General features: G+C 70.7%; 16 protein-coding genes and 1 pseudogene. 4 read left to right on the top strand and 13 right to left on the bottom strand.

The features are described from left to right. Positions 1-8: 8 nt before the first annotated feature. Entirely contained in the window at positions 9-662 is a 654-nt protein-coding gene (locus tag BR98_RS31075; protein WP_035850051.1) for a DsbA family protein, read from the bottom strand. Positions 663-791: 129 nt separating this feature from the next. Here BR98_RS31075 and BR98_RS31080 point away from each other — a divergent pair, with 129 nt between their 5' ends. Then, a complete protein-coding gene (locus BR98_RS31080) occupies positions 792-971 on the top strand; it encodes an alpha/beta hydrolase fold domain-containing protein (RefSeq protein WP_035850053.1) in 180 nt (59 codons plus the stop codon). A gap of 175 nt (positions 972-1,146) precedes the next feature. On the opposite strand, the gene BR98_RS31085 is transcribed toward BR98_RS31080, so the two are convergent. The 3 genes and pseudogenes from BR98_RS31085 to BR98_RS42700 form a co-directional block, all read right to left on the bottom strand. Then, complete coding sequence (locus tag BR98_RS31085; protein ID WP_035850054.1) at positions 1,147-1,590, bottom strand: ATP-binding protein; 444 nt, start codon at positions 1,588-1,590, stop codon at positions 1,147-1,149. Between the two features lie 161 nt (positions 1,591-1,751). Continuing rightward, positions 1,752-2,069: an alpha/beta hydrolase gene (locus BR98_RS42695; protein WP_407639547.1), complete on the bottom strand. Its 318-nt coding sequence runs from the start codon at positions 2,067-2,069 to the stop codon at positions 1,752-1,754. Continuing rightward, positions 2,054-2,563, bottom strand: a pseudogene (locus BR98_RS42700) (alpha/beta fold hydrolase); the annotation flags it as partial. The pseudogene BR98_RS42700 and the gene BR98_RS42695, both read right to left, overlap by 16 nt. Positions 2,564-2,664: 101 nt before the next feature. On the opposite strand from BR98_RS42700, the gene BR98_RS31095 reads away from it, so the two are divergent. Next, the gene (locus tag BR98_RS31095) at positions 2,665-3,255 is read left to right on the top strand and encodes a TetR/AcrR family transcriptional regulator (RefSeq protein ID WP_035850057.1); all 591 of its coding nucleotides are present in this window, start codon (positions 2,665-2,667) and stop codon (positions 3,253-3,255) included. Between the two features lie 195 nt (positions 3,256-3,450). Here the strand turns inward: BR98_RS31095 and BR98_RS31100 are convergent, their stop codons facing one another. From BR98_RS31100 to BR98_RS31110, 3 genes are all read right to left on the bottom strand, one after another. Next, positions 3,451-4,419, bottom strand: coding sequence for an alpha/beta hydrolase (locus BR98_RS31100; protein WP_035850059.1), 969 nt, complete (start codon positions 4,417-4,419; stop codon positions 3,451-3,453). A 151-nt stretch (positions 4,420-4,570) separates the two neighbouring features. Next, positions 4,571-5,467 carry an alpha/beta fold hydrolase gene (locus BR98_RS31105; protein ID WP_035850061.1) on the bottom strand — a complete coding sequence of 299 codons (897 nt, stop codon included), beginning with the start codon at positions 5,465-5,467 and terminating at the stop codon, positions 4,571-4,573. Positions 5,468-5,703: 236 nt separating this feature from the next. Then, a complete protein-coding gene (locus BR98_RS31110) occupies positions 5,704-6,213 on the bottom strand; it encodes a Tn3 family transposase (RefSeq protein ID WP_198042315.1) in 510 nt (169 codons plus the stop codon). Here BR98_RS31110 and BR98_RS31115 point away from each other — a divergent pair. After that, on the top strand, positions 6,174-7,205 hold the full coding sequence (locus BR98_RS31115; RefSeq protein WP_063774866.1) for a low temperature requirement protein A: 1,032 nt from the start codon (positions 6,174-6,176) through the stop codon (positions 7,203-7,205). The two genes, BR98_RS31110 and BR98_RS31115, sit on opposite strands and share 40 nt — an antisense overlap. On the opposite strand, the gene glnA is transcribed toward BR98_RS31115, so the two are convergent. Then, on the bottom strand, positions 7,193-8,605 hold the full coding sequence (gene glnA / locus BR98_RS31120; protein ID WP_035850063.1) for a type I glutamate--ammonia ligase: 1,413 nt from the start codon (positions 8,603-8,605) through the stop codon (positions 7,193-7,195). The two genes, BR98_RS31115 and glnA, sit on opposite strands and share 13 nt — an antisense overlap. A gap of 284 nt (positions 8,606-8,889) precedes the next feature. On the opposite strand from glnA, the gene BR98_RS31125 reads away from it, so the two are divergent. After that, positions 8,890-9,357, top strand: a complete 468-nt coding sequence (locus BR98_RS31125; protein WP_083977711.1) for an RDD family protein — start codon at positions 8,890-8,892, stop codon at positions 9,355-9,357. A 71-nt stretch (positions 9,358-9,428) separates the two neighbouring features. Here the strand turns inward: BR98_RS31125 and BR98_RS31130 are convergent, their stop codons facing one another. The 5 genes from BR98_RS31130 to BR98_RS31145 form a co-directional block, all read right to left on the bottom strand. Beyond that, on the bottom strand, positions 9,429-10,121 hold the full coding sequence (locus BR98_RS31130; RefSeq protein ID WP_035854463.1) for a DUF4191 domain-containing protein: 693 nt from the start codon (positions 10,119-10,121) through the stop codon (positions 9,429-9,431). A 170-nt stretch (positions 10,122-10,291) separates the two neighbouring features. After that, entirely contained in the window at positions 10,292-10,450 is a 159-nt protein-coding gene (locus BR98_RS40605; RefSeq protein ID WP_198042316.1) for a hypothetical protein, read from the bottom strand. Positions 10,451-10,669: 219 nt separating this feature from the next. Continuing rightward, a complete protein-coding gene (gene lipA / locus BR98_RS31135; RefSeq protein WP_035850073.1) occupies positions 10,670-11,623 on the bottom strand; it encodes a lipoyl synthase in 954 nt (317 codons plus the stop codon). A 118-nt stretch (positions 11,624-11,741) separates the two neighbouring features. Continuing rightward, the gene (gene lipB, locus BR98_RS31140; protein ID WP_035854465.1) at positions 11,742-12,512 is read right to left on the bottom strand and encodes a lipoyl(octanoyl) transferase LipB; all 771 of its coding nucleotides are present in this window, start codon (positions 12,510-12,512) and stop codon (positions 11,742-11,744) included. Between the two features lie 92 nt (positions 12,513-12,604). Further along, entirely contained in the window at positions 12,605-14,569 is a 1,965-nt protein-coding gene (locus tag BR98_RS31145; protein WP_051971227.1) for a helix-turn-helix domain-containing protein, read from the bottom strand. Positions 14,570-14,658 lie beyond the last annotated feature (89 nt).

Consider the following 14,658-nt stretch of genomic DNA (forward strand, 5'->3'; position numbering starts at 1 on the left):
GGGTGGGTTCAGGCGCCTGTGGCGACGGCCAGGTGCTGGTCCAGGGCACAGGTGAGCGCGTCGGCCGAGGAGACGGGACCGCCCAGACGGTCGGTGCCGTGGGCGGTGTGCAGCAGCAGTGTCGGGTAGCCGTCAACGCCCAGACGGCGCACCTTCAGGAAGTCGGCCGCGGCCTCTGCACGGGTGGCGGTCGAGGCGTATGCGGCCGTCACCGCGTCGGCGTTCAGGCCCAGTTCGGCGGCTATGTCCCGGTAGACCTCGGCGTCGGAGAGGCTACGGCCGTCGACGTACCAGGCGCGCTGCATGGCGGCGGCGGCATCCAGGGCGTTCGCGCCCGGCTGGCTGCGCAGGGCGACCAGGCCTGTGGCGGCGTCGGCGGAGTCCATGACCACCGTGCCGTCCACCAGCGCGGCACCGTAGCCGTCGCCGAACGTGACACCCGTCAGCTGGGCGATGCGCTCGTTGGCCCCGGGGATGTGCGGGTAAGCGGACACCGGCAACGCGCGCGTGCCGGTGAACAGGCCGCCGGACAGCACCCTCAGCTCGATCCGGTCCGCGTTGGCGGCGGCGAACTCATGGAGGGCCGGGCCGAAGCCGTAGCACCACCCGCAGTAGGCGTCGAAGGCGTAGGTCAGTGGAATGCGCCCCGCGGAGGTCATCATGTGTCGTCCTTTCCGAATTCCGTCAGCCAGCTCCCTGTCTCTGCCGGCTGACACCCTCAAAGCTAGGGTCGGAACACGCGCACCCTCGGATACGAGGACGACAAGCCATGGTAGAAAACTGACACTCTCGTGATTCTCCTCAGCGGCGGACCGGTCTCGACGACGTCGTCGCAAATGTATGAGTGGCTGATCGGGCCGGGTGGCGTCGATCCGACGAAGATCGTCGTCGCAGGTGACTCCGCGGGTGGCGGCATGAGCGCCGCGCTGCTTCTCAGGCTCAGGGACGCCGGTCGGCCGGAGCGTTCCTGATCTCGCCGCACCTGTCGGGGAGACGTTGACGTCACGAGTGGCTGTCGACCCGTTCTTCGGGAACAGCGGCGTGCTCGCCGCGATCACGGGCGCGGCGCGGGTGCCAGCGACAGAGCCGGAGCCCCTGTGGCACAGAGAGCAGGGACCATTCGGTTCCATTGAGGGCAGACCGGGATCACGCCTTCCTCGCGTCGCGTATGAGGGTGACGAGCACCTTCTTGCCGGTGGGCGTCGTTTGGGCGCTGAGGCGCCCGTTGGAGAGATGGCTGAGCATGGCGAGTCCGCGGCCACGCTCTCCCATCTGCGTCAGTAGCGCGTCGGCGTCGGGTTCGCTGAGGGGCGAGTCGTGAGTCGGCGGTGCCGGACGGGGGTCGACGGGCGGGAGCGTGCTGCTGTGGTCGTGACACTCCAAGAGGTAGGTGGGCCCAGCGTTGTGGAGAAGGAGGCGGTAGGGGCCTTCGGCGTGTTCGGTGGCGTTGGCCGCGAGCTCGGAGGCGGCCAGGACGACGTCATCGATGCGGTCCTGCGCGAAGCCGAGCGCGTGCAGGGCTTCGGCGACATGGTGGCGGATGTGGACGGTCGGGTGATCCGTCGCCGCCGTCCACTCGCAGGAGAGCACGGCGCCCGCAATCGGTTGGCATGCGGACCTCGTGCGGTCCTCCTGACGAGGGGGACGGCGGTCGACGGCGGAGGCGAGCGCCTCATGCTCAGGTGCCTGTGTGATCCGACCACCGCGATGGTGCGGGGTTGCGGTAAGCATCTGAAGCTCGCGGTTCGGTATCAGTAGGTGTGGGCGGGTCGTCGCACCTGCCGAGCCCAGTCGAGGACGTCGTCCGCGACGGTCTCCCAGCCCTCGTGCAGGGCCGTGCCGTGGTCCCGGCCGGCGTACTCCTTGTACTCAGTGAGCGCCTTGGCCCGTCGGTAGCGGCGATGGGTCTCGCGGACCACCGCGGCCGGCACGATGTGGTCGGCCGTGCCGCCCACGAGCAGCAGCGGTGCGCGGTCGGAGTTGTCGAACCGGATGGCGGTGGCGGCGCTGCGCGCGGGGGTGAAGTTGGCGAAGCCGGCCTGGAACAGGGGACGGCCCACGCCGGGCACGGACCAGCGGGCGCGCTCGGTGGCGGCCTGCTCCTTGGTGACCGTGTTGGCGAAGGCGTAGCGGAACTGGCGGTCGGTGAGCTTGACGGTACGGCGCAGGTTGGCGGGGTTGCCGAGAACGGGCCGGGTGGCGAGCAGCGTGGACAGCGGCAGGCGCAGGACGCCCTTGGCCTGCGCGGGGTGCAAGGCGACGCCGGCGGCGCCGAGACCGCGGTCCAGCAGGATCTGGGTGACCAGGCCGCGAAGGAGTGGCCGATGATGACGGGCTGCTCGTCCAGGGTGCGCAGGAAACGCTCGTAGTGGTCGGCGATCTCTCGCACACCCAGGCCAGCGGGCGCCCGGTCGTGGTCGAGCGGCTCGTGCAGCTCGGAGACGCCGGGCCAGGCCGGGGCGTGGACGGTGTAGCCCTGGGCCTCGTACCGGTCGATCCAGGGCCGCCAGCTGTGCGGGCTCAGCCACAGACCGTGGATCAGGACGATGGACTTCGTGGACATGCTCACCACTCCTTCGATTGAGACAGACAGTTCTGTCTTGCCTCAAGCAGAGCATCCATGCAGGCCAGTGTCAAGACAGACCTGTCTGTTACTCTGGGGGCATGGATGCTGTGACCGACCGTGCCGCCCCGAAGTCGCAGCCGCGTGAGCGGCTGCTGGAGACCGCGTCCAAGCTCTTCTACGCCGAGGGGATCCAGGCCGTCGGGGTGGACCGGCTGATCGCCGAGGGCAGGGTCCCCAAGGCGACGTTCTACCGGCACTTCCGCAGCAAGGACGATCTGGTGCTGGCGTACCTGCGCGGTCGCGACGCCGCCATCCGGGCCCAGTTCACCGCCGGCGCCGCCGAGGTCGCCTCTCCCGAGCAGGTGCTCGACCTGCTCGTCGCCGGGATCGCTGAGGAGACCTGCGGCGCCGGCTTCCGGGGCTGCCCGTTCATCAACGCCGCCGCGGAATACCCCGACCCCGAGCACCCCGTCCGCCGGGCCATCGACGAGCACCGGGCTTGGTTCCGCGACGCCCTCACCTCCCTGGCGGCCGCCTGCGGACACCCCGATCCGTCCGCCGCCGCAGCCATGCTGGTCCTGCTGCGTGACGGCGCCATGGTCGGCGGCTACCTCGACGGTCCGGCCGTCTCCGGCGCGCTGGCACAGGGCGCACACGCCGTCCTGGGCCAGTCGTCGTCTGCTGCCTGAGTTCCCAGGTCGGCGGGCATCCAGGCGTGCCGGAAGGCTTGGGCCGCACCGATGGCCGCAGACGGGGTCCGCCGGACGCCCAGGATCGAATGGCCGGAACGGCGTGATCGCCTGGAGGCCACACCTTCATGGCAAGGCGCGAGGAGCCCCGGGCCGCAGCGCGGCTCGAGGCTCCTCGCCTTGTTCTACTTCGTCTCAGTTGGCGTGCAGGGCCTTGCGCAGGACGTCGACGGCCTGGTTGATGGCTGCCTCGGCGGCGGAAGTTTCACGCAGGGCATTGAGCATCACGAAGTCGTGGATGATCCCCTGGTAGCGGACCGCGGTGACGGACACGCCGGCTTCGCGGAGCTTGTTGGCATACGCCTCGCCCTCGTCGCGCAGGACGTCGGCCTCGGCGGTGATGACCAGCGCCGACGGCAGATCCCCGAGCTGCTCGGTCGTGGCCCGAAGGGGCGACGCGGTGATCTGGGCCCTCTCGGTCTCATCCGTCGTGTACTGGTCCCAGAACCACTGCATGCCGTCGCGGCGCAGGAAGTAGCCCTCGGCGAACTGGTGGTAGGAGGGCGTGTTGCAGCTCGCGTCGGTCACCGGGTAGAACAGGACCTGCTGGACCAGCGGGACATCGCCGCGCTCCTTGGCCATCAAGGTGAGCGCGGCGGCCATGTTGCCGCCGACCGAGTCCCCGGCGACCGCGATTCGGGTGGCGTCCAGGCCCTTGGCCGCACCGACGCGGACCACCCACTGCGCGACCGCGTAGTTCTGCTCGATGGCGACCGGATAGCGGGCCTCGGGCGACAGGTCGTACTCGGGGAAGACCACGGCGGCGTTCGCGCCCACGGCCAGCTCACGGACCAGGCGGTCGTGGGTGTGGGCATTGCCGAACACCCAGCCCGCACCGTGAATGTAGATGATCACCGGGAGAGGGCTCTGGCTCCCGACCGGCTTGACGACGCGGGCCCGGACGGAGCCGGTGGGGCCGCCGTCGACGGTGATCCATTCCTCGTCGACGGCGGGCTTGGCGATGTCGCCGGACTGCACCTCGTCGACGGCCTTGCGGCCCTCGGCCGTGGCGAGGTTGAACAGGTACGGCGGGTTCGCGGTGGCCTCGGCGAAGGCCTGTGCGGCGGGTTCGAGGACAGGACGGGGCACGGTGTTCTCGGTCATGACGACCTTCCATGGATCTTGTGCAGCGGGGTGAGAGGTGCCGGCGGGCTCCGCAGGGCGCGGTCACAGGGATGCCCTCGGCGGGGATTTGGACCCGGGCGGGGTGGGCCTCCGCCGCCCGTGGAAGCGGCGGAGGCCGATGGTAGGCCGGTCAGCCCCGGGCGACGACGGCCTTTTCGATGAGGCTCGTCACGGCGCCCGGGTCGGTCAGCGCGACCGCGTGCGGCGCGTTGACCTCGACGGTGTGGGCGTGGGCGCGCGCGGCCATGAACTTCTCGGCGGCCGGCGGGATGGTGTGGTCGTCGCTCGCGACGAGGTACCAAGACGGGATCGTCTTCCAGGCCGGGGTGCCGGAGGGCTCGACCAGCCCCTGCGCGGTCAGGGGGCGCTGGGTGGCCGCGAGCTCGGCGGCGGTCGCGTTGTTGAATCGGCCGCTGAGGAACACGTCGCGGTACTTGTCCGCCTTGAGGTAGAGGTCGATACCGGTGCCGCCGACGCCCTGCGTGAACGGGACGGCGTTCAGCGCGGTGGGGACCGGCGCCTTCGGGTCGTCGCTGAGGTGGCTGCCGGGGAACTCCGCGCTGATGACCGCGGCGCTCTCGCCCTGGTCCGGGGCCAGGGCGGCGATGTAGACGAGCGCCTTGACGTTCGGGTTGCCCGTGGCGGCGTTGGTAATGACCTCGCCGCCGTAGGAGTGGCCGACCAGGACGATCGGGCCCTGGATCGTCTTGAGGTAGTCGGCCAGGTAGGCGGAGTCGCTCTTCAGGCCGCGCAGCGGGTTGGCCGGGGCGTCGACCTGGTAGCCGGCCGCCTGGAGGCGCTTGACGACGCCGCTCCAGCTGGACGAGTCGGACCAGGCGCCGTGCACCAGCACGATCGTCGGCTTGACGGCGCGGAGCTGCTTCGCCTGAGCGACGGAGGCACTGACGGTGGTGCCGCCCGTGGCGGCGGAGGCGCTCACGGCCACTCCGGCGGCGAGGGCGAAGCCCGCCACTCCGGCGACGGCAACGCTGACCCGGCGGCGCTTGGCGCTGCGGTTCTTGGACATCGGCTTTCTCCCTACAAGTTGGCGGACGGCAAGAGCTGCCCTCCGCAGGAAAGGGCGCAGGACGGCGCCGACAGGGTGGCGGCGGCACTTCGCAGAGCACGGCAACGGCCGACATGCGATCCTGAGAGACAGACAGTTCTGTCTCCTATAATAGGCAGATCGGTGTCCTGGACAACCGAGAGCTCCGTGTCATGGCTCACAGGCGAGGGCAGTTCACGAGCCTCTTCCTTTTCCGGCTAATCGTCCGCGCCTTCGCCGGCGGTGTCCTTCTCCGCGTGCCGGTCGCGCAGCGGGCGTCGCCCCTGGGCCGGGCCAGTGGACGAGAAGGCGTAGCGGCCGTGGAAGTTGATGTGGCTGGTAAGCAGCGGCGACAGCCGCTTCACGTCCTCCTCCGCCACCGGCTCGCCCGTCGCGCGCGCAGGGCGGTGACCGCGGCGTCGAGGTTTCCACAGCACCGCGGCGTTCAGGACCAGCCCCAGCACCGCGAGCTGGCCTTCTCGGCCGTCTCGGTAGGCCTGCCGGATCTGCCCGTTGCCGCCGTGCGCGATGGCTCGGGCGAGACGGAGGCGAGACTCCTGCACGGTCAACTGCCGGTTCAGCGAATGCCGGTAGGTGTCGTCGACCGGGTTCGCCCACGCGAGCAGGTGCAGGGTCTTGTCGATGCGCCCGTACTCGGCGAACGCCGCCCCGACCAGGCTGGGATGGCATGGCCCTCGCGGCCGAGCATCCGCGCCGAGTCCGACCACGATCGATCCTGGCGCCAAATGCCGCACCGGTCGACGCTCAAGACAGCCGCGGCCCGTGTTATGGGCCCCTGCTCACCCCGCCGCAGGTCGGCGGCGGAGAGAAGGACCAGCACGCGACCTGGACCGAGCTGTTCTTCGACCTGGTCGTCGTCGCCGGCGTCGGGCAGATCGCCCACGTACTGCACGGCGCCCCGTCACTGGCCGACCTGGCCCTCTACACCGTGCTGTACTGCGCCTTCTGGATCGCCTGGACCGGCTTCACCGCCTACGGCAACATCCGGGCCGAGCAGGCCCGAACCTCCACCATCCTGCTCGGAATGCTCGGCATGGCCGTCCTCGCCGCATCGGTGCCCGGCATCCGCGGCACCCACGCCACGGCCTTCATCATCACCTACGTCCTGCTGCGCTGGCTCGCCGGCCGCATCTGGCAACGCGGCACCGTCGTTATGGACTGGCCCCTCGCCCAGCTCGGCGGCAGCACCGTGCTCTGGATCGCCTCCCTGTGGACCGACCCGCCCCTGCGGTACTGGCTCTGGGCCCTGAGCATCGTCCTCGACTTCACCGCCCTGTTCGCGGTCTCCGGCCAACGCCTCATCACTCGGACCCTGGAGCGCGTCGACAAGATCACGAAACACCGCGGCACACCTCCCGAGGCACCCGCGCGACCAGACCGCCTATGGCCAGGCTCGCACCTCACCGAACGCCTCGGCCTCTCCGCCATCATCGTGGTCGGCGAAGGCATCATCCAGGCCATCTCCGCCACCGCAGAAATGACCTGGAAACCCGCCGTGATCGCCACCGCGCTAGGCTCCCTCACCCGCCTCATGCCGAGATCGAACTCAGTGCACTCTCATTTCACATCGCGAGCCCCAGAGCAATCGACACGACTCGGCCAGCCGATGTTTCCGCAGGTCAGAGACGTGCTGACCTGCGGAAACGATGAGAGATCAAACTGCGTTTCCGCAGGTCAGAGGCACCCCTACAGGTCGTAGTACAGCTCGAACTCGTGCGGGTGCGGCCGCAGGGCGATCGGGGCGATCTCGTTGGTGCGCTTGAAGTCGATCCAGGTCTCGATCAGGTCGGGCGTGAAGACGCCACCGGCCAGGAGGTACTCGTGGTCCTGCTCCAGGGCCTCGAGGACGGCGGGGAGGGAGGCGGGGACCTGGGGGACGCTCGCGTGCTCGTCGGGGGCGAGCTCGTAGAGGTCCTTGTCGACCGGCTGGAGCGGCTCGATCTTGTTCTTGATCCCGTCCAGGCCGGCCATCAGCATCGCGGCGAAGGCGAGGTAGGGGTTGGAGGACGGGTCGGGGGCGCGGAACTCGATGCGCTTGGCCTTGGCGTTGGAGCCGGTGATCGGGATCCGGATCGCGGCCGAGCGGTTGCGCTGCGAGTAGACCAGGTTGACCGGGGCCTCGAAGCCGGGGACCAGGCGGTGGTAGGAGTTCACCGAGGGGTTGGTGAAGGCGAGCAGCGAGGGGGCGTGCTTGAGCAGGCCGCCGATGTAGTAGCGGGCGGTGTCGGACAGGCCCGCGTAGCCCTGCTCGTCGTAGAAGAGCGGTGCGCCCTCGGCCCAGAGCGACTGGTGCACGTGCATGCCGGAGCCGTTGTCGCCGAAGATCGGCTTGGGCATGAAGGTGGCGGTCTTGCCGTTGCGCCAGGCCACGTTCTTGATGATGTACTTGAACAGCATCAGGTCGTCGGCGGCGTGCAGCAGGGTGTTGAACTTGTAGTTGATCTCGGCCTGGCCGGCGGTGCCGACCTCGTGGTGCTGACGCTCCACCTGCAGGCCGGCGGCGGCCAGTTCCAGCGACATCTCGGCGCGCAGGTCGGCGAAGTGGTCGACCGGCGGGATCGGGAAGTAGCCGCCCTTGTACTTGACCTTGTAGCCGCGCGCGTCGCCCTCGGCGGAGCCGGTGTTCCAGGCGCCGGCCTCGGAGTCGATGTGGTAGTACGAGGCGTTGGCGCTGGTCTCGAAGCGGACCGAGTCGAAGACGTAGAACTCGGCCTCGGGACCGAAGAAGGCGGTGTCGGCGATGCCGGAGGAGGCGAGGTAGGCCTCGGCCTTCTTGGCCACGTTGCGCGGGTCGCGGCTGTAGGCCTCGCCGGTGATCGGGTCCTGGATGAAGAAGTTGATGTTGAGGTGCTTGTCCTTGCGGAACGGGTCGAGCCGGGCCGTGGCCAGGTCCGGCACCAGGGCCATGTCCGACTCGTGGATGGCCTGGAACCCGCGGATCGACGAGCCGTCGAACATCAGCGTCTCGGCGGGGTCGAAGGTGGCCGCCGGGACCGCGAAGTGCTGCATGACGCCTGGCAGGTCGCAGAACCGGACATCCACGAACTTGATGTCGTTCTCCGCGATGTAAGCCTTGACCTCGTCGGCGTTCTTGAACATCAATTCCTCCTCGTACCTGGCGATTCGGTCGGTCGTCCCAACCGGCCAGGGGTGGGCTCACGATAGGAACCGCCCGTTTCCTGGCGGTGACCCTATCGTTTCACCCATGTTAACCAGCCTGCTCGGACGGGTCGCAAAGCCACACGGGAAGGGGCAAAACGCGTCGCCGAATGGGGAGTTCTTCCGAAGTGGTCTGGACCACTTGTCGGGCCGCTGCGACGCGGATTCACCCGCAGGGGGAGTCGCCGCCGATCCGGGCGGTACGCCCGGCTACTGTGGCTTTCGTGGACAGTAGAGAAGCACTGGGATCGTGGCTGGAGGGCCCCAAGGCCGCGGCCGAGCGGATGGGCGCCGACTTCGGCTACCGCGGTGAGCGGCTCGGCCGCCCGCAGACCGGCTCCGGCTCGGTGGCCGGGCCCGGCCGACGGATCGGCGCGCTCTTCGTCGACGGTTGGATCGCCAACCTGATCGCCTACGGGCTGCTCGCCCACGGCAACCTGCAGAAGGCCAACCTCTACGGCCTGCCGGTCTTCTTCGCGATCAACGCGATCCTGCTGGCAACCGCCGGGACGACCTTCGGCAAGCGGCTCTTCGGCCTGCGGGTGGTCCGGCTGGACGGTGGCCGGGCGACCATCCCGCAGATGCTGCTGCGCACCCTGCTGCTCTGCATGGTGGTGCCGGCCGTGGTCTGGGACCGCGACTCGCGCGGGCTGCACGACAAGGCGGTCGGCACGGTCGAGGTCCGCAGCTGATCCCCGGAGAAGAACTGAGAAGGCCCGCTGCGGAGATCCGCAGCGGGCCTTGCTTTGACGTGTGGGAGACCTCAGCGAGCCTGCCCGCCGCCCTTGGGCATCCGGGCGCCCTTCGGCATCGGGCCCTTGGGGATCGGCGCCTTGGAGAGCAGGTCGCCCAGCGCACGCAGCCGGTCGTTGGTCTCGGTCACCTGGGCCGGCGAGATGGCGCGGGGCAGCCGCATCAGGGTGATCTGCAGCTTCTTCAGCGGCACCTCGCCCTCGCCGTCGCCGACCACGATGTCGTGCACCGGGATGTCGCCGACCACGCGGGACATCTTCTTCTTCTCGGCCGCGAGCAGCGGGCGCACCCGGTTCGGGTTGCCCTCACCGATCAGCGCGATGCCGGCCCGGCCCACCGCGCGGTAGACCGCGTCCTGGCTGCGGGTGACCGCCACCGGGGTCGGGTTGGCGCTCCAGCCGCGCTTGATGTTGTTGAGCACGGCCGCGGCAGCGCCGGGCTGGCCCTCCATCTGCCCGAACGCGGCCCGCTCAGCCCGACGGCCGAAGACGATGGCCGCGGCCAGGAACGCCACGATGAAGCCCAGGATCCCCAGGTAGATGGGGTGACCGATCAGGAAACCGATGGCGAGGAACACGCCGAAGGTGAGGAGGCCAACGCCTCCGATGATCAGGCCGATCTTGGTGTCGACCTTCTTGGTCATGATGTACGCCTGGCGGATCTGCTTGAGTCGCCCAGGAGTATCGGATGTTTCCCTCGCCATGAAGGTCATGGTACGTGGCAGGGGCGGCGGATAACGAAGCCCGGTCCCGATTCGGACCGAACCGTGATCCGTACGGTCCCGCCGCCGTGATCCGTACGGTCGCGCGGCAGTAATTCGTACCGTCCCGCGGCCGTGATCCGTACGGTCCCAGCGCTGCTCCTCGCAGCGTCCTAGCGACCCTGCACCAGGGCCAGCGCCGCCTCGCGGTCGGCCGCGTGCCGGCGGTTCTCGCAGACCGCGCTCCAGGCGTTCAGCCGGGCCTGGTTGCGGCCGCCGGCCAGCAGCACGCGATCCGCCAGCCTGATCGCCACTGAGATGGTGGTACGCATGTCGGGCCACTCCCCTCGCCGAGCCTGCTGCCAGTCTCGACGACCGCTGTTACCGGCCGATGACCTGTCGGTCAAGGGCGAATGAAAACGAGGGCCCGAGCCGCACCCGGCCCGGACCCTCGTCACACAGCGCCCTCGTCACACAGCGCCCTCGTCACACAGCGCCCTCGTCACTCAGCAACCTCGTCACTCAGCAACCCCACCGAACGCCGCGACCGCTCAGACCGCGGACTTCGCCCGGTGCTCCAGCGCCTGCCGGTACAGCCGGCCCGCGCGGTAGGAGGAGCGCACCAGCGGCCCGGACATCACGCCGGCGAAGCCGAGCTCCTCGGCCTCCTGCTGCAGCTCCACGAACTCCTGCGGCTTGACCCACCGCTCCACGGGGTGATGACGCACCGAGGGGCGCAGGTACTGGGTGATGGTGATCAGCTCGCAGCCGGCGCCGACCAGGTCGGCCAGCGCCTGGCTGACCTCCTCGCGGGTCTCGCCCATGCCCAGGATCAGGTTGGACTTGGTCACCAGACCGGCCGCGCGGGCCTGGGTGATGACGTCCAGCGAACGCTCGTAGCGGAACGCGGGGCGGATCCGCTTGAAGATCCGCGGCACCGTCTCGACGTTGTGCGCCAGCACCTCGGGGCGGGACGAGAAGACCTCGGCCAGCTGCTCGGGCACCGCGTTGAAGTCGGGGATCAGCAGCTCGACACCGGTGCGGCCGGCCTCGCGGGAGGCGGTCATCGCGTGCACCTGGCGGACCGTCTCGGCGTACAGCCAGGCGCCGCCGTCCTCCAGGTCGTCACGGGCGACACCGGTGATGGTCGCGTAGTTGAGGTCCATGGTGACGATGGACTCGGCGACCCGGCGCGGCTCGTCCCGGTCGAAGTCGGCGGGCTTGCCGGTGTCGATCTGGCAGAAGTCACAGCGGCGGGTGCACTGGTCACCGCCGATCAGGAAGGTGGCCTCGCGGTCCTCCCAGCACTCGAAGATGTTGGGGCAGCCGGCCTCCTGACAGACCGTGTGCAGCCCCTCCTTCTTCACCAGCGACTGGAGGGCGTTGTACTCCGGGCCCATCTTCGCCCGGGTCTTGATCCACTCGGGCTTCCGCTCGATGGGGGTCTCGCTGTTGCGGACCTCCAGGCGGAGAAGCTTCCTGCCGTCGGGTGCGACAGCGGACACATCGGCTCCTAGAAGTAGACGGGGTACCCCCAGGGTACGCCTGTGCTTGTACGGTCTTCGCCGGGCCGGTGCCCCGCAATCGCAGGGCAACAGCACTACCGGACGGTAGATTCCCGGATCAGTGGGTGAGGGCGGGGTCGGGTAGCTCGGCGAGGACCTCGGCCAGCCGCTTCTCGACCACCGGGACCACCTCGCCGACCGGCACGTCCCGGCCCAGCTCGGTGGAGAGCGAGCCCACCCCGGCGTCCCGGATCCCGCAGGGGATGATCCGGTCGAACCAGGTCATGTCCGGATTGCAGTTGAGCGCGAAGCCGTGCATGGTCACGCCGCGCGCCACCCGGACGCCGATCGCGGCCAGCTTGCGGTCGTCGCCGCGCTGGCCGGCGTTGGACGGCGCGTACTCGGGGCCGGCCAGGCGCGGGTCGATGCCCAGCGGCAGGCCCATCCGCAGGGTCAGCTTGCCGATGTCGACCACCTGGGCCGGGTCCACCGTCGCGTCCGGCAGCTCCTGGCCGAGCACCCAGACGCCGCTGCGGCCCTCGACCCGGGTGGACTCCACGCCCAGGTCGGCGCAGGCGCGGATCAGGGCCTCCTCGAGCCGGCGGACATAGGCGACCACGTCCATCGGCTCGGGCAGCTTGACGATCGGGTAGCCGACCAGCTGGCCCGGGCCGTGCCAGGTGCCCTCGCCGCCGCGGTTGACCTGGACCACGGGGGTGTCGTCCAGCGGCAGGTCCTCGGGCTTGGTCCGCTTGCCGGCGGTGAAGACCGGCGGGTGCTCCAGCAGCAGCACGGTGTCCGGGATCTCGTCGGCCATCCGCAGCGCGTGCAGCCGCTGCTGCTCCTCCCAGGCCAGCTGGTAGGGGACGGCGCTCTCGCCGATGCCCATCCGGACGAACCGCACGTTCTGACTCACCACTGCTCCTTGCCACGGGCCGACGTAACCAGTGCGACCAACCTCGCCACTGTACGCCTGCTCGTTCACCCGTCCGAGTGGCTGTCCGAGAGCAGCTGCAGCCGCAGTGCCAGCTGCAGCTCCAGCGAGCGCTCCGGGTGGCTCCAGTCGCGGCCGAGCAGCACCTCGACCCGGTCCAGGCGCTGCACCACGGTGTTCACGTGGACGTGCAGCTCGTCCTTGGCGCGGGTGAGGCTGCCGCCGCAGGCGAAGTAGGCGCGGACGGTGCGGACCAGCTCGGTGCCCCGGCGGGCGTCGTAGTCCAGCAGAGGGCCGAGGGTGCGCTCCACGAAGCCCGCGACGTCGTGCCCGTCGCCGAGCAGCACGCCGAGGAAGCCGAGCGACTGGGCCGAGGCGCCGTCCCCCGCCCGCCCCAGGGCCCGCAGCGCCCGCACGCAGCGCACCGCCTCCGCGTGCGCGGCGGCCAGCGCGGCGGGGCCGGCCGCGACCCGTCCGCCGCCGACCGTCACCGGCTGTCCGGCCAGCCGGGCCAGTCGTTCGGCGGCGGCCGCCGCGGCGGCGTCGGGGGAGGTGGCGCCGTCGTCCGGCAGCAGCAGCACCACGGCTTCGCCGTGCTCGGCGCTGACCCCGCGCGAGCCGGCCGGCGCCCGCTGCCCGAAGAGGTACTGCGCGGCGGCCCCGGCGAGGCGGGCCCGGCCGTCCGGAGCGGTCTCGGCGACCAGCACCAGGTGCCGGCGGGCCAGGTCCACGCCGAGCCGGCGGCCGCGGGCCAGCAGCCCGGCCGGGTCGCGCCCGGGCGCGGTCAGCAGGTCGGTGAGCAGCTCGCCGCGGACCCGGTTCTCCGCCTCCGCCACCGAGCGGCGCAGCAGCAGGAGCAGCGCGGTGACCACGCCGCCGCGCTCGAACAACCGCCGGTCGGCGTCGTCCAGTTCGGGCCGGCCGCGGAGCACCAGGCTGCCCAGCGGCTCCTGGCCGGCCAGCACCGCGCAGACCCAGCGGTCGCCGTGCCGGACCGAGCGGCCCTCGGTCCGCGAGCGCTCCACCGCCTCGGCGAGCCGCTGCGGCGCGGCGGGGCGCCCGGCCAGCGGGTGGCCCTCGGCGTCGTGCACCGCGATCTCGCACTCGAGCAGTCCGGCCAGCTCGGCGGCCACCTCGGCCACGTCGGCCCCGCGCAGCACCAGGTCGGTGAGCCGGTCGTGGGCCTGCTCGGCGCGCTGCACCGCGGCGGCGTGCGCCTGGATGACCGTGTTGGCGGCGTTCAGTTCGGCGAGCGCGGCCCGGGTGTCGGCCAGCGCCTTCGCCGTGTCCAGCGCGATCGCGGCGTGTGCGGCCAGCGAGCAGAGCAGCGCGACCTCGTCGGGGGAGAAGGCGCGTGGCGAGCGGTCGGCGGCGAACAGCACCCCGATCACGCTCTTGCCGAGCAGTAGCGGCACGCCCAGGATCGCGACCAGCCCCTCCTCCAGCACTCCCGCGTCGATCCGGCCGGTGTGCCGGAACCGGTCGTCGGTGCGGTAGTCGGGGGTGGCGTACGGGCGGGCGGTCTGCGCGACCAGGCCGCCGAGGCCGTCGCCGAGGCTGAGCCGCAGGTTCTGGAAGAGGGTCGAGACCGAGCCGTCGGTGACCCGCATGTAGGTGTCGCCGGCCGCCTCGTCCGGCAGGGTCAGATAGGCGGTGTCGGTGCCGAGCAGCATCCGGGCCCGGCGGACGATCGCCTGGAGGACGGCGTCCAGGTCGCGGGAGGCGGCCAAGTCGGTGGCGGTGTCGAAGAGGGCGGTCAACTCGGTCTCGCGGCGGCGGTGCTGACGCAGCGTCCGGTGCACCCGCAGGGCCAGCCAGGTGGCCTCGTCCAGTTCGGCCAGCAACCCCGGGTCGGCGCCCTGGCGGCGGGCCTCGGCGAGCACTTCGGAGAAGTTCTCGGTGGCCGCCGTGCCGCCGGCGAGCAGGTCGAGCAGCCGGCGCAGCGCGGGAGCGGCGCCGCTCGGCGTCGCCGTGCCGGGTGCGCCGTCGGACGGCGGGGCGGGGTGGCTCATGGTGCCGGACATGGTGTCAGAACCGGCGCGGCGGAGGGAAGGTCTCGGCATGTGCGCCACCGCCACAGTCCCAAGAGCGGCTGTGGCGG

The organism is Kitasatospora azatica KCTC 9699 (assembly GCF_000744785.1).
Classification (GTDB): Bacteria; Actinomycetota; Actinomycetes; order Streptomycetales; family Streptomycetaceae; genus Kitasatospora; species Kitasatospora azatica.

Coding starts and splice junctions, on each gene's coding strand:
- BR98_RS31075 (WP_035850051.1), bottom strand. CDS start 662: ATGATGACCTCCGCGGGGCGCATTCCACTGACCTACGCCTTCGACGCC.
- BR98_RS31095 (WP_035850057.1), top strand. CDS start 2,665: ATGGATGCTGTGACCGACCGTGCCGCCCCGAAGTCGCAGCCGCGTGAG.
- BR98_RS31100 (WP_035850059.1), bottom strand. CDS start 4,419: ATGACCGAGAACACCGTGCCCCGTCCTGTCCTCGAACCCGCCGCACAG.
- BR98_RS31105 (WP_035850061.1), bottom strand. CDS start 5,467: ATGTCCAAGAACCGCAGCGCCAAGCGCCGCCGGGTCAGCGTTGCCGTC.
- BR98_RS31115 (WP_063774866.1), top strand. CDS start 6,174: ATGGCCCTCGCGGCCGAGCATCCGCGCCGAGTCCGACCACGATCGATC.
- glnA (WP_035850063.1), bottom strand. CDS start 8,605: ATGTTCAAGAACGCCGACGAGGTCAAGGCTTACATCGCGGAGAACGAC.
- BR98_RS31130 (WP_035854463.1), bottom strand. CDS start 10,121: ATGGCGAGGGAAACATCCGATACTCCTGGGCGACTCAAGCAGATCCGC.
- BR98_RS40605 (WP_198042316.1), bottom strand. CDS start 10,450: ATGCGTACCACCATCTCAGTGGCGATCAGGCTGGCGGATCGCGTGCTG.
- lipB (WP_035854465.1), bottom strand. CDS start 12,512: ATGGGCATCGGCGAGAGCGCCGTCCCCTACCAGCTGGCCTGGGAGGAG.
- BR98_RS31145 (WP_051971227.1), bottom strand. CDS start 14,569: ATGAGCCACCCCGCCCCGCCGTCCGACGGCGCACCCGGCACGGCGACG.